The 14,043-nt window shown below is 37.6% G+C and carries 13 protein-coding genes; 10 read left to right on the forward strand and 3 right to left on the reverse strand.

The window, feature by feature from the left end:
* The first annotated feature begins 10 nt into the window (after nucleotides 1-10).
* The 8 genes from sufD (at nucleotide 11) to JP39_RS00085 (ending at nucleotide 8,934) form a co-directional block, all read left to right on the forward strand.
* Nucleotides 11-1,198, forward strand: a complete 1,188-nt coding sequence (gene sufD / locus JP39_RS00050; RefSeq protein ID WP_048699234.1) for a Fe-S cluster assembly protein SufD — start codon at nucleotides 11-13, stop codon at nucleotides 1,196-1,198.
* Complete coding sequence (locus JP39_RS00055; protein WP_041499075.1) at nucleotides 1,170-2,399, forward strand: cysteine desulfurase; 1,230 nt, start codon at nucleotides 1,170-1,172, stop codon at nucleotides 2,397-2,399. Before sufD ends, JP39_RS00055 begins: the two co-directional genes overlap by 29 nt.
* Entirely contained in the window at nucleotides 2,396-2,842 is a 447-nt protein-coding gene (gene sufU, locus JP39_RS00060) for a Fe-S cluster assembly sulfur transfer protein SufU (RefSeq protein ID WP_041499077.1), read from the forward strand. The genes JP39_RS00055 and sufU overlap by 4 nt, the downstream gene beginning before the upstream one ends.
* Complete coding sequence (gene sufB / locus JP39_RS00065) at nucleotides 2,835-4,226, forward strand: Fe-S cluster assembly protein SufB (RefSeq protein ID WP_041499078.1); 1,392 nt, start codon at nucleotides 2,835-2,837, stop codon at nucleotides 4,224-4,226. Before sufU ends, sufB begins: the two co-directional genes overlap by 8 nt.
* A gap of 86 nt (nucleotides 4,227-4,312) precedes the next feature.
* The gene (locus JP39_RS00070; RefSeq protein WP_041499079.1) at nucleotides 4,313-5,485 is read left to right on the forward strand and encodes a GNAT family N-acetyltransferase; all 1,173 of its coding nucleotides are present in this window, start codon (nucleotides 4,313-4,315) and stop codon (nucleotides 5,483-5,485) included.
* Nucleotides 5,486-5,514: 29 nt separating this feature from the next.
* Nucleotides 5,515-5,835 carry a metal-sulfur cluster assembly factor gene (locus JP39_RS00075; protein ID WP_041499080.1) on the forward strand — a complete coding sequence of 107 codons (321 nt, stop codon included), beginning with the start codon at nucleotides 5,515-5,517 and terminating at the stop codon, nucleotides 5,833-5,835.
* 405 nt (nucleotides 5,836-6,240) lie between these two features.
* Nucleotides 6,241-7,374 (forward strand): SLAP domain-containing protein, encoded by a 1,134-nt coding sequence (locus JP39_RS00080; protein WP_041499082.1) that lies wholly within the window; start codon nucleotides 6,241-6,243, stop codon nucleotides 7,372-7,374.
* A gap of 348 nt (nucleotides 7,375-7,722) precedes the next feature.
* Entirely contained in the window at nucleotides 7,723-8,934 is a 1,212-nt protein-coding gene (locus JP39_RS00085) for a MucBP domain-containing protein (RefSeq protein WP_041499083.1), read from the forward strand.
* A 63-nt stretch (nucleotides 8,935-8,997) separates the two neighbouring features.
* Here JP39_RS00085 and JP39_RS00090 read toward each other — a convergent pair whose 3' ends face one another.
* The 3 genes from JP39_RS00090 to trpX are packed head-to-tail and all read right to left on the reverse strand — an operon-like array spanning nucleotide 8,998 to nucleotide 11,638.
* On the reverse strand, nucleotides 8,998-9,747 hold the full coding sequence (locus JP39_RS00090) for an ABC transporter ATP-binding protein (RefSeq protein WP_041499084.1): 750 nt from the start codon (nucleotides 9,745-9,747) through the stop codon (nucleotides 8,998-9,000).
* Nucleotides 9,744-10,634 (reverse strand): ABC transporter permease, encoded by an 891-nt coding sequence (locus JP39_RS00095; RefSeq protein ID WP_041499085.1) that lies wholly within the window; start codon nucleotides 10,632-10,634, stop codon nucleotides 9,744-9,746. Before JP39_RS00095 ends, JP39_RS00090 begins: the two co-directional genes overlap by 4 nt.
* Complete coding sequence (gene trpX, locus JP39_RS00100) at nucleotides 10,631-11,638, reverse strand: tryptophan ABC transporter substrate-binding protein (protein WP_041499086.1); 1,008 nt, start codon at nucleotides 11,636-11,638, stop codon at nucleotides 10,631-10,633. Before trpX ends, JP39_RS00095 begins: the two co-directional genes overlap by 4 nt.
* 382 nt (nucleotides 11,639-12,020) lie before the next feature.
* Here trpX and JP39_RS00105 point away from each other — a divergent pair, with 382 nt between their 5' ends.
* Together JP39_RS00105 and JP39_RS00110 are read left to right on the forward strand one after the other, a co-directional pair.
* Nucleotides 12,021-13,097, forward strand: a complete 1,077-nt coding sequence (locus tag JP39_RS00105; protein ID WP_041499088.1) for a YibE/F family protein — start codon at nucleotides 12,021-12,023, stop codon at nucleotides 13,095-13,097.
* The gene (locus JP39_RS00110; protein WP_041499089.1) at nucleotides 13,097-13,849 is read left to right on the forward strand and encodes a YibE/F family protein; all 753 of its coding nucleotides are present in this window, start codon (nucleotides 13,097-13,099) and stop codon (nucleotides 13,847-13,849) included. The genes JP39_RS00105 and JP39_RS00110 overlap by 1 nt, the downstream gene beginning before the upstream one ends.
* Nucleotides 13,850-14,043: the final 194 nt, after the last annotated feature.

Raw genomic sequence — 14,043 nt, forward strand, 5'->3', positions numbered from 1 at the left:
AGGTAGCGTTATGACGCCGGATAAATTAGTACAAATCGCTACTGAAAATAATGAGCCAGAGTGGTTTATTCAAAAAAGACGGATGGCTTTGGACGTTATGGATGAATTACCTTTGCCAGAAATCCAACGATTCGATTTTCATAATTGGCAAATGACGCCAGATGTTTCTAAACGAATTAGAACATCATTGCCATCCAATCAAAATTACGTATTAACTGATATTTTTGATGCAATTAATGATTATCCAGAATTATTGCAAAAATATTATATGCAAAAAGTTATTAAACCTGATGAAAATAAATTTACTGCTTATCACACAGCCTTTATGAATCAAGGGGTATTTCTCTACGTGCCCAAGAATACGGTGATTGATGAACCAATTGAAATTAATTTTGAACAGGATTCCCAGACACCATTTATTTCACATATTTTGATTGTGGCCGAAGAGAATACGCAATTTTCATTCATTCAAAAAATGACCACTAAGGGTGATCAAGATAGTGTTGCCAACTGTATCGTGGAAATAGTTGCTGAAGCCAATAGCAATATTAAATATGCGGCAGTCGATGAATTAGGAGAGAACGTTACTTCCTATTTAAGCCGTCGAGCTTACGTGGGACAAAACGCCTATGTTGATTGGTCAATTGGGATGATGAATAGCGGCAATACTATCGCTGACTTTGACACTGATTTGTATGGTGAAGGTTCGCATTCGGAAATTAAAGTTGTTGATATTACGTCTGGTCGTCAGCAACAAGGAATCAACACGCGTGTAACCAACTATGGCAAGCATTCGATTGGAAATATCAATCAACGTGGGATCATCATGGATCGATCACGCCTGATTTTTAACGGTATTGGTCACATCATTAACGGTGCTTCTGGTTCTAATGCCGAGCAACAAAATCGGGTCTTGATGATGTCTAGTAAAGCACATGGGGATGCTAATCCCATTTTATTAATTGATGAAAATGATGTTTTAGCAGGTCATGCGGCCAGTGTTGGTCAAGTTGATCAAAAGCAATTGTATTATCTGATGAGTCGTGGGATTGATAAGAAAACTGCTCAACGCTTAGTTATTCGTGGTTTCTTGGGTGATGTACTCGTTTCAATTCCATCAAAACAGATCCGCGAACAATTAGTTCAGACAATCGAGAGGAAGTTGGAAAATGGACAACAAGTTTCTGAAAATTCGTAATGATTTTCCAATTCTCAATCAAAAAGTTAACAATGAGCCATTAGTATACTTGGATAACGCCGCTACAAGTCAAAAACCACAAGCAGTGCTTGATGAAATGGTCCGTTACTATCAAAACGACAATGCTAATACTCACCGGAGTGTCCATACTTTGGGCGAGCGTGCTACCGAAGAATATGAAGCAGCACGTGGCAAGGTACAAAAGTTTATCAATGCCAAGGAAAGTCGAGAAGTCATTTTTACCAAAGGTACGACTGACAGCTTGAATTTAGTGGCAGCTACTTATGGTGAAGAAAATGTTTCTGCTGGGGACGAGATAGTCGTCTCATATATGGAGCACCACAGTAATCTGATTCCGTGGCAACAACTGGCTTTAAGAAAACACGCCACTTTGAAATATATTGAATTAACAGCTGATGGGCAGTTGGATATGGCTGATGCTGAACAGAAAATCACTGTTAAAACTAAGATTGTTGCCATCGCTCATGCTAGTAATGTGCTAGGAGTTACGAATGATATTCAAAAACTAGCTCAAATGGCACATCTACATAACGCCGTTATAGTGGCTGATGGGGCTCAAGCAGTCCCACACCAACCAGTCGATGTTCAAAACTTGGATGTAGATTTTTATGCTTTTTCGGGTCATAAAATGTTGGCACCAATGGGTATTGGCGTACTTTACGGTAAGAGTGATTTGTTAAAAGCAATGTCACCATATCAATATGGTGGTGAGATGATCGATTTTGTCGAAAAATATCAAAGTACTTGGACTGATATTCCTTGGAAGTTTGAAGCTGGGACACAAAATGTCGCTGGGGCAATTGGATTAGGTAAAGCAATCGACTATTTGACTGAGATTGGCATGCAAAATATTGCTGAATATGAAAAACACTTAGTTGAATATGCGTTACCTAAATTATTGGAGATTCCTGGTGTAACAGTCTATGGACCACAAAATCAAATCAATCGTAACGCCGTTATATCATTTAATTTAAAAAATCTCCATCCACATGATCTGGCAACAGCCTTAGATATGGATGGAGTAGCGGTCAGAGCGGGACACCATTGTGCCCAGCCACTGATGAAATATTTAAATGTAGTGGCAACAGCTCGAGCTAGTTTTTATATTTATAATACCGTTGAGGACATTGACCAATTGATTTATGCCATCAAAGATGCAAAGGAGTTCTTTAAAGTATGAGTTTGTCAGGGTTGAACAATTTATACCGTGAAGTGATATTGGACCATTCAGAGCATCCACATCACAAACACAATTTGGAACATGCGACAGATAAAGTGACTTTAAAAAATCCTACTTGTGGCGATGTAATTAACTTGGAAGTCAATTTGGTTGATGGGAAAGTCGCTGACATCGGCTTTACTGGTGAAGGGTGTACGATCAGCCAGTCGTCAGCTAGCATGATGACCGATGCGGTGATTGGCAAAACTACTGCTGATAGTTTGGAAATGGCACAGATATTTTCCGACATGGTGATGGGTAAAAAACGTTCGGATGCCGACTTGGAAAAACTTGGTGATGCGGCAATCTTGTCCAGTGTCATGCAATTTCCAGCACGAATAAAATGCGCCACACTTTGTTGGTGGGCCTTGAGAAAATCATTAGGAGAAGAAGTCGATGATTGATTTAAATGATTCAGATTATGAATATGGTTTTCACGATGACATTGAACCAAAATATTCTACTGGTCGTGGTTTAACGGAAGAAACGGTTCGTCAAATTTCGGCTGAAAAGCAAGAGCCCCAATGGATGTTGGATTATCGTTTGAAATCATATGCATTATATAAAAAGTTACCAATGCCCAATTTTGGACCAGATTTATCTGATTTGGATTTGGAAAATATGTATTATTATCAAAAAATGACTGATAAAAAATATCGGGACTGGAATGATGTCCCTGATAAGATGAAACAGACTTTTGACCGTTTAGGAGTTCCCGAAGCCGAAAGAAAATATTTAGCTGGTTCGTCAGCTCAATATGAATCTGAAGTGGTCTACCACAATATGCGTGATGAATTTGAGAAAATGGGAATTCTGTTCACTGATACGGATACGGCTTTGAAGGAATATCCCGAGCTATTCAAGAAGTGGTTTGGTAAATTGGTCAAGCCCAGTGATAACAAGTTTGCAGCTTTAAATGGTGCCGTTTGGTCTGGTGGTTCGTTCATCTATGTACCAAAGGGCGTGCGTTCCGATATTCCGATTCAGTCATATTTCCGCTTGAATTCTGAAAACTCCGGACAGTTTGAACGAACTTTGATCATTGTGGATGAGGGTGCCAAAGTTGATTACGTTGAAGGGTGTACTGCCCCCAATTATTCTTCTGACAGTCTGCATGCCGCGGTGGTCGAAGTGAACGTTCAAAAAGATGCGTATTGCCGTTATACAACGATACAAAATTGGTCCGATAACGTTTATAGTTTGGAAACTAAACGGGCCGCTGCAGAAGAAAACGCCACGATGGAGTGGGTCGACGGAAATTTAGGTTCCAAAGTTACCATGAAATACCCAAGCGTGTATTTGAATGGCGAAAATGCTCGTGGAACAATGTTGTCAATTGCGGTTGCCAGTAACGGAATTCATCAAGATTCAGGTGCCAGAATGATTCATAACGCCAGGAATACTTCGAGTTCAATTGTCTCTAAGTCCATTGCTAAAACTGGTGGCTCCGTTGATTATCGTGGGACCGTTCGTTTTGGAAAACATTCGGATGGTTCAAAGGCACACGTTGAATGCGACACTATCATCATGGATAACGAGTCTTCGTCAGATACAATTCCATATAATGAAATTGATAATGCTAACGTTTCAATGGAACATGAGGCTAGGGTTTCTAAGATTTCGGAAGAGCAATTGTATTACTTGATGAGCCGTGGAATCTCTGAAGCCAAGGCTACGGAAATGATTGTTATGGGATTTGTGGAACCATTTACGAAAAAATTGCCAATGGAATATGCGGTGGAATTGAATCGCCTGATCAGTTATGAGATGGAAGGTTCGATTGGATAAGGTAAGCATCCTAAAATAGGGTGCTTTTTTGTTGAACCCTGTATAATACAGTTAAATTGACTGTTTTGAAGAAAGTGGTGAGGAACTTGTCAAAAACAACATATTTGTTAGATAAAAATGATTATGAGCAGTATCGAGATTTGTTTTTTTACTCGTTTGATGAGCCTGAAAGTGACGCCGAAAAGGAATTTTTGAAACGTGAATTTGAGCATTCAAAAGTTTATGGAATCAAAGATGATGGGCAGTTGCAGGTATCGATTACTTGTGTACCTTTCAAAGTTAATTTCTTCGGTAAAGAGTTTGACATGTCAGGAATTGCCAACGTCATGAGTGCCCCAGAATATATGCAGAGTAACGGTGTCGATACCTTGATGGATCAAGCATTCACTGATATGTATCGAAATGGTACAACACTGTCATATTTGGGACCATTTTCTTACGATTATTACCGTCGTTTTGGTTATGAGCAGGTTTTTGAAAACTTGAAGATAACTATGCCATTTACGAAATTGGCTCGTTACAGCAAGCCCTCGATGGGTCGATTGAAGCGCTATAAATACTCCCAAGCTCAAGATGTGATTGGTGATTTATTTGCGTCAGTTAATACATCAGGAACAGTGGCTAGAAAAACTTGGTGGTGGAAAAATCTAGCACTTTGGTATCCGGATGATTTATTGGCGGTATACTATGATGCAACGGATGAAGTTCGTGGTTATATGCGTTATGCATTCCATAACGGTACATTTATCGTCCAAGATATGTATTATCAGACACCAGATACCTTTTTAGGATTGATACATTTTATAAATAAACATCGTTCGATTTATAAAGATATTGTTATTAATTCAACAGATACGAATCTTAGAATTAATAATTTTTCCACGAATCCAACAGATGCTAAAGTCGAAATTAAGCCAGCCAAAATGGCTCGAATCGTTGATATTAAAAAGTTCTTCACTGATTATCCAGTGCAAGTTGATAATATTGAGTCAATCAATTTAGAGGTCAATGATTCTTTGAGTTGGAATAATCATATCTGGACGTTATCTGTGAAAGATGGCGTGGTCAATATTGAAAAATCCGACAGTGAGATTCCCGAAGTAATCGTTGATATACAGACGTTGACTAAGGCGATGTTTGGTTACCAATCATTGACGGATTCATTTAAAGTGGGAAATGTTCTCGGAAATACAGATGAAATTGAAACTTTGGATAAACTATTTGTCCATGAAAAAGCTCAACTAAAGGATTTTTTCTAGTTAAGTAATAAAGATTGAGGATACTGAATATGGTAGAAAAGAAAGATCAAGTTAAGGAAGCGTTGGAAAAAGTCATTGATCCCGAGCTTGGTATCGACATTGTTAATTTGGGATTGATTTATGATGTAGAAGTTGAAAATGACCAACGAGCCGTTATAACGATGACATTAACGACAATGGGCTGCCCTTTGAGCGATATGTTGCATGATTCAATCAAAAATGCGGCTGAATCAGTTGAGGGAATTAAATCCTGTGAGATTCAGCTAGTCTGGTACCCCGTTTGGAATATAGGCAAGATGAGCCGTTATGCACGTGTGGCATTGGGAATTCCAGAGGGATTTGGCGTTTAAGAACCTAACAAAGCAGGAATAGACTTTATAAGTCGGATATTGTGCTGATAGATAATCTGTTTCGGCTGTATCTTATCTAAAAAATCAGTGGATTATTTATCCAAAAAGATAAATTAGTTGGAAGAGCAGAGAGTATTTACCTGCAGCGGAAGTGGCGTTATGGCTTTAGCCATTACACCACTGGGCGTGTTGGAGACTTTCCGGGTTTTGGAAAGGCTTCAACCGAGATTCGAGACCGCTCTTTGGTTTGAATCGTACCGCGCAGCAGATGAATACTCTCTGCTCTGGAAACGGCATATTTCAATAGACGGAAGCGACTTAATAATATATTTAATATCAGCTTGAAACATATGTTTGACTAAACTAATATTAGGAATGAGTATAAGAGAATACGGAGGGTTTATTTTGAAAAAGAGTACATCATTACTATTAAGTGGAGTTTTGGTTTCAGGTATGGTACTTGGAACAATTGTTACGCCCGCAACAGTTCACGCATCAGACGATGCAGCTGCCGTTACACAAGCTGATAAAGATGTTACAAATTCAGTGACTTATTATGATAGAGCAGGGGTTCAGCTGCCAATACCCCCAACTAAAGTAACTGGTACTGTGGGAGCTCCTATTACAACGGTTCCAGATGGCTATACTTTAATTGATGGTGAAAAACCAGTTTTTACAGATAGTAGTACAGGTAGTGTTGGCGTTGAAATTACACCAATGATTTCTGTCAAAGTTAACTTTGTTGACCAAAACAATGGCCTAGTTAAGACAGAAACAATTAACGGTGGCGATGGTAATGCCTACACATTTTCAACATTACCTGCCGGTTGCTCATGGCCAAAGGATGCCAATAAGACAATTACTTTGGAAGCAGGCAAGGAATATAACGTTCCTGTTGACAGACAAGTTTCAAATACAGTGATTTTCAAAACTTCTGACGCAACTGAAGCCGGAAGAACTCAAGTATTCGGTGATAAAGTCGGTGACAAAGTAACTTTGACTGCTGATCAAATCCCTGCAGGTTACACAGTTATCAGTAATGACCTAACACTTCAAAGTGATGGCAATACACAAATGATTACCGTTACTAAGAATGTTGAAGGTATCACACCATTTACCGCTACAGTAAGAGTTGGAAAGTCCGCTACAACGTTGTATACCGTTGATGGCAAGGCTATTACGAGTCGTTTATTGGGGGCAAACAGTGATTGGAAGACAGCCAACAAACTAGTTCTTAATGGCAAAGCTTATTATCAAGTCGCTACAACAGAATGGGTTCCAGCTGATAAAGTAACTGTAGTTTCACAAACAAACGAAAATACTGATACTAATTCAACTGCTGAAAAAGCTGACAGAAAGACTGTTACAACTAAGAATGTTGACTACACACCACTTTATGATGGCAATGGTAAACAAGTAAGTAACCGTGGTTTGGGTAAGAGCTCAGCCTGGGCTACTGATCAAATGCAAACAATCAATAATGTTAAATATTATCGTGTCGCAACAAATGAATGGCTAAAAGCTTCAGATATTGCCTAAATTAATTGCAGAAATGACTGTGAATCGATTTATGATTCATGGTCTTTTTTTTATCCCAAAATCGACTTAGTAAAGAAAATTTACAATTTTCATAATGATTTGGTGAATGTTACCAATACATTATTTTTAGATTAAAATAATCTGATAAATTGACGCTTACATAATTAAAATATTACGAATTTATAAAAATAAGCTAGTTAAATATAATTACCTAATTTTAGCTAAATTAATAAAAAACTCAACTAAATTTAAATATGTGATTTATTTATTGCTAAAATATTTTGGATATAATATATTGTTCTTGCCTTATTGAATGTAAGGAATAATTTTTTTTCGGAGGAAAATGAGATGAAATTAGGGAAGAGCTTAATTATTACAGGTTTATTGTTTTCAAGTATTCTAGGTAGTGTGAATGTGGGTAGCATTACTGCCATGGCTGCTGATGGTGGAGCAACACCACCCGTAATATCTCCAGCACCAGAAACAAGGGAAATTAGTGTGCATTATATTGATGCAGATGGAAAGCAAATTACAGATGGTGAATTTTTATGGTCGGCTAAAAGATCTATTTATGTTACACCGGATGCTACTAAGTTCTCCGTCAGTAAATTGAATTTACCAGAAAACTACAAATTGGCTGTTGATTCAACCGATATCAACATTGCATCTGATGTGAATGGCTTAGATGTTAAGGTTGTCAATGTACCTAGAGTTACGGTAGACGTCGAATATCCCAAAGGAACAACAGATAAGACGTTGCCAGACAAGCTCAACTTAATAGATGTAACAAAACAGGTTAGAGCAGGCAATGTAACTCTTCCTGAAGGATATGAAATTTTGGACTATAAAAATGGTAAAGTAACACTTCAAAAAGTTAATAATTCTGAAGTGCAAATTATTTTTGTTGATGAAAATAATAAACAAGTTAAGACTGATAGCTTGAAGAATAAGAATATTCTGGAGACTGTTTCTGCTAGAGAAGTTACAGCTCCCGAAGGATATACTGTTATACCTGATCAAAATGCGGTTATTGCTTCTCAAACCAACGGTGGAGTTACATCATATGCGGCAATCATCAACGTTAAAAAGAATGCACCTACTGCCACTCATAATGGAAGTAATACCTCAGTTAAACATGGTAGTCATGGTGGTTATGTCTCACAAAAAGTTCGTGTTTCGTTTGTAGATCAAGATGGTGATGAAGTAGGTTACCAACAACTAAATGGTAAAGCAAGTTTTGATACAAAAATTTCAGCACCAGCTGGCTATTCATTTGTAAATGCTAACGAAGCAAACATCAAGTTTGATAAGAGTGGCAACAAGGACCTTAAACTTAAGGTTACAAAGAACAGACCAGTTTCAACTATGGAAGAAGGCATTGTTACAACAAACAGTGGTGACTTCAAACACCTTTACACTATTGAAGGTAAAGATATTACAAACCGTGGTTTAAGTGGTGATTCAAAGTGGTACACAGACCAATACGCAACAATCAACGGTGAAAAAATGTTCCGTGTAGCAACTAACGAATGGGTTAAAGCTACTGACGTTTATAAATAACATTTTCAAAATTGAGTAAAGAAAAACGCAATCCAAAATCTGGATTGCGTTTTTTAATATCCTCTAGAAGTACTGCAACAAGTCAGCCTCAGTTAACTTATTCTTTTCTTCCTGATTCAAATCTAAAATAATTTCACCTTTCTTCAAAACAACCAAACGATTGCCATATTGCAATGCGTCCGAAAGGTCATGTGTAATCATCATACAAGTCAGTTCTTTTTCCAAAATGATACGATTAGTTAATGCCATCAAGTCTTTGCTTGTTTGTGGATCCAGAGCCGCTGTATGTTCATCTAACAGCAGTAATTCAGGCTTCTGGATAATTGCCATTAAGAAACTCAACGTCTGTCTTTGACCACCTGAGAGCTTTTCAGTAAATGTATTCAAGCGATTATCCAATGTTGGCAAGTTTGAAATTAATTTTTTGAATTCTTCCATATGGTCATTTAATTTACGTAATCTTAAACGTCTGGGTAAGCCACGTCTTTTGGCCAACAATAGATTTTCAGCCACGGTCATTCTGGGAGCTGTACCAGATTTTGGATCCTGATAAACTCGGCTGATGTGACGGCTACGTTTGGCTAAGTTTTCGCCGGTAATGTCGTCGCCATTTAACAAAATTTTGCCCGATGTTAGTTGGTTAGTTCCGGTAATAGCGTCCAATAATGTTGATTTACCAGCACCATTTGTTCCGAGGACAACTAAGAAATCTTTGGGATTAATGGTTAAATTAATGTTATTTAAAATGTTTAAATTGTCATCGTCGTTGTAAATAGTTTTAACGGCGTCTTTAATTTCTAGTAATGGTTTCATTTCGTTTTAACCCCGTTTCTCAAAGTATGTAGGAATTGTGCTCGAATTGTTGGTAATGCCAAGCAAAGAGCCAAGATGATAGCTGAAATAAGTTTCAAATCGTTGGTGTTGAAGCCTAATTGTAATACGATCATCAAAATTAAACGGTAGACGATACTACCAATGACAATGGTAATCAGACGAACGCTCAATGGAACGTCAGGGTAGATAACTTCACCGATAATGATGGCAGAAAGTCCGATAACGATGACACCGATACCCATGTTGACGTCGGCGAAACCATTCTGTTGGGCAATCAAGCCACCAGTTAAAGCAACGATTCCGTTAGAAACCATCAAGCCGATAAATTTCATGACGGTTGTATTGATACCAAGGGATGCGGCCATTGTTTCGTTATCACCAGTTGCGATAACAGCCTGACCTTTTTCAGTGTTTAAAAAGATAATTAATAGGAAGATTATTAAAGCAATAATAACGATACCTAAGATGATGCCGTTAAAGTTGGTTGGTAATTTATCTAAACCGAATTGGTTAAAGATATTAGTTGATTTAGTTAGTGACATGTTGGCTTTACCCAAGATTCTCAAGTTGATTGAGTAAAGGGCAGTCATTGTTAGGATTCCAGCTAGCAGAATGGGAACGTTGAGTTTAGCGTAGAGAAATGCGGTCGCAAATCCGGCTAAACAACCAAAGATAAAGGCAATCAAGAGTGAATAAAGTGTTGAGTGACCGCTTTGAATCAAGCTGATAGCAGTGACGGCACCTAATGGGAAACTTCCTTCAACGGTCATATCAGGAAAGTCCAAAATCCGAAAGGTAATGAATAACCCGATGGCCATGATGGACCAGATGAAACCTTGACTTATAGTAGATACGATTAAATTCATTTGATGATTTGTCCTTTCTTTTGAGCTTCCTTAACTAGTGAATCTGGGAATTGAATATTGAGCTTTTGAGCCATCTTTTCGTTGAGCATTAAGTGGCCTTTCTTCATAAATGTAACAGGTGTTGTTGCAGGATCCTCTTTGTGTTCCAAGATGCGAACGACATGTTTACCAGTTTCTTCACCGAGTTCATATTGGCTGAGTCCGACTGTAGCAAGTCCGCCATCTTTAACCATGGTAGTTGCGGCTGGGAAAACAGCAATATTTTGTTTAGCAGCGATGGAAGAAAGCAATTTCATACCAGAGGCCACGGTGTTGTCGGTTGGAACGTAGATTGTTTGAACGCCTTGTGCTAAAGCTGTTCCGACTTGTTGAATATCGTTAACTGAGTTGATGCTGGAAACCTTAACTGTTAAACCTTGTTTCTTGGCGATTGCTTCCATTTTCTTCATTTGGCTAGTAGCGGAAGCATCGCTGGATGTATAAATAATACCGATAGATTTTAGATTAGGAATAACTTTTTTCATTAATTCCAATTGAGCTTCTAGTGGAGCTTGATCAGAAACACCAGTGATATTGCCACCAGGCTTTTGGTTATTGCTGATGATACCAGCGCCTTCTGGGTCAGTGACAGCACCCATGACGATTGGAATTTTTGAAGTAGCGTTCTTCAATGATTGAACGGAAGGAGTGGCAATTCCGACTGCTACATCAACGTTATCTTGCACGAATTGTTTACTGATAGTTCTTAGATTACTTTGATCTCCTTGGGCATTTTGAAATTCAATTTTGACATTCTTGCCATCAATGTAACCATTTTTCTTTAATGTGTCATCAATTCCCTTATTGATTTGGTCCAAAGCGGGATGTGACATCAGTTGGAGAACCCCAACTTTTGGAATCGCGTTTTGTTTCTGGTCATCAGCGCGTCCGGTATAAAAGTATGCAAAAATTAAGAACATTGCTAGTGCAATTAGTGTTACGTAAAGTCTTCTCGTATGTTTCATCGTATATATCCCCCAAATTAAAAAGGCAACCCCATACAGTGTGGGATTGCCTTAAATAAATAAAATACCCACATGGCTAAATTTGTTAAAAATTTTTCCATGCGGGCTTTGAAATTATCATAGTTTAATAAGCCGACACGGATTCAATCCTATTCAGACTGAATCCATATCGGACCAATCTGAGTTATCGGCTTTGCCAACGATTATTTACGATGTTTAGAGAATTTAGATTTTTCATGATGTCTATCTCCTAACAAATTTGATGTTTCAAATATATTTCAACATGACCATCTTGTCAACCTCAAATTTATAATGAAAAAAATATTAAATATTTTCTGCAAAAACATATAATGTAGAAAGGGGAGAAATTCGAGGCAAGTTCATGAAAAAAAAATTACGAATACTGTTGCTAGTCGGAGTAATTGTGGCATTTGTCACTGGATTAACATACTTTGACAGCTTCATGTATCACGATCCAATTATCAGGGTTACTCAAGTAAAGCAACTTGATAAGAGTACCTCAACTGACGAATATAAGAATACCGATACTCAGATTACACAACGAGTAACGGGTCGTCTCCTGAATACAAATAACAAGGGAAAAACAATTTCCTTCAAGAATACTTACTACAATTCTCAGTTAACAGATATTAAATATACGGCTGGGCAGCAAGTTATTCTTACTAAGAGTGGGCACACTTATATACCAAAAAATGTGAAGCGTGACACGGCACTAGTATTTACTGTTGGCTTAGTCGTTTTCTTAATGTATTGTATGAAATTCGACCGACGGAAGCTATTTATCAGTATTTTAATTAATGTCATTATTTTTTATGGATTCTTAAATATAATTATTAGAACACACAATAGTGTTCTGCTACCGCTGACCGTTATAACGGCGTTATTAATATCGGCAGTGGCGTTATTAGTTATCTTAGGACCGAGCTATCAAGCGTTAATGGCGTACTCAAGTACAGTCATTGCAACGACTACAGCTCTAGTCTTGAGCGTCTTTGTATTGTATATGTCTGGTTATAGCGGTGTGCATGTAGAATTGAATGATTTCGAATTGCAACCGTACAAAGGCGTTTTCTTTGCGCAAGTTATCTTTAGCGTTTTAGGGGTTATTTTGGATGAGACGATGGATATTTCTTCATCATTGATTGAAATGAAAAAAGAATTAGCCAATGTTAAAGAAGCAACTTTGTTCAAATCAGGTATCAATATCGGGCGGGAATTGATTGGACCATTGATCAATATCCTCTTATTTATCGTGATTGCTGAGAACTTGAATGTGGTTTTATTGTACCTAAGCAATGGCAATTCAATCGGTTATACAGTCGAAATGACTTTGGGACTTGGACTGACACAACTTTTAATCAGTGCCATTGGAATTATTTTGACAGTTCCGGTGACGAGTTTTATTGCCAGTAAAGTAATTACAAAGAGGGTGAAATAATGCTGTATTTATTTTTGACCTTCGTTGTCTTACTACTGTTGGTCACAGGTACACGTGGATTCACATTATTGTTTGGTTTAGGAATAAATGTTTTCTCAATCATTGCGCTATTGATACTGATTGCGGACGGCTTCAATGCGTTGATTACAACATGTATCATTTCAATAATTATTTTGGTAGTGGCAATTTATATGAACGTTGATAATCCCAACACTGCCAGTACAGCGTTTAAAACTTCCTTGATGATCATGGTCGTGATTTTGTTGATCATGATTCCTTTGGAATATTGGGCCAGTGCTCAAGGGATGGCAGCGGAAAATCAAGATGAGCTCGAAGGATTCTCTTTGGCAGCCGGAATATCATATCCACAATTAGCAATCTCAATTATTGTCATCAATAGTTTGGGAGTGATTTCGGAAACAAGTGTCGCAATTACCAGCGGTTTGAATGAAATCGTCGAGAACAAACCAACATTGACACCGTCTGAAATTTTCGATGATGGCTTCTCAGTTGGAAATAAAATTTTGAATACACAGACAAATACGTTGCTGTTTAATTTCTTTGCTTCAACATTCCCATTATTTTTCGTTATTCATTCATTAGGATATAAATTTACTGAAGTGTTGAACGATAAGTTAGTCGTTGCGGAAATATTAACGACGTTGATTTGTACGATAGGAGTTATTTGGACAGTGCCGATAACGTCGTATTTGGTCTATATAAAGGCAAATAATAAAGTGAAAAAGAACTAAAAGTTAAACCTAAAAAGGTGTTCAATTACTTGATATTAAAGTAATTGAACACCTTTTTGAAATATATTTCACTTTTTGAAAAAGTTTTCTATTATCGAAATGCCTCCATTAATGTCTTAGAATCATTGAATTCGAGTAATTCTGATGTAATAATGCAGTTGTCAATTGATGAAAGCGCTTTTAGAAAAGTTGTC

Source organism: Companilactobacillus heilongjiangensis, from assembly GCF_000831645.3.
GTDB classification, from domain to species: domain Bacteria; phylum Bacillota; class Bacilli; order Lactobacillales; family Lactobacillaceae; genus Companilactobacillus; species Companilactobacillus heilongjiangensis.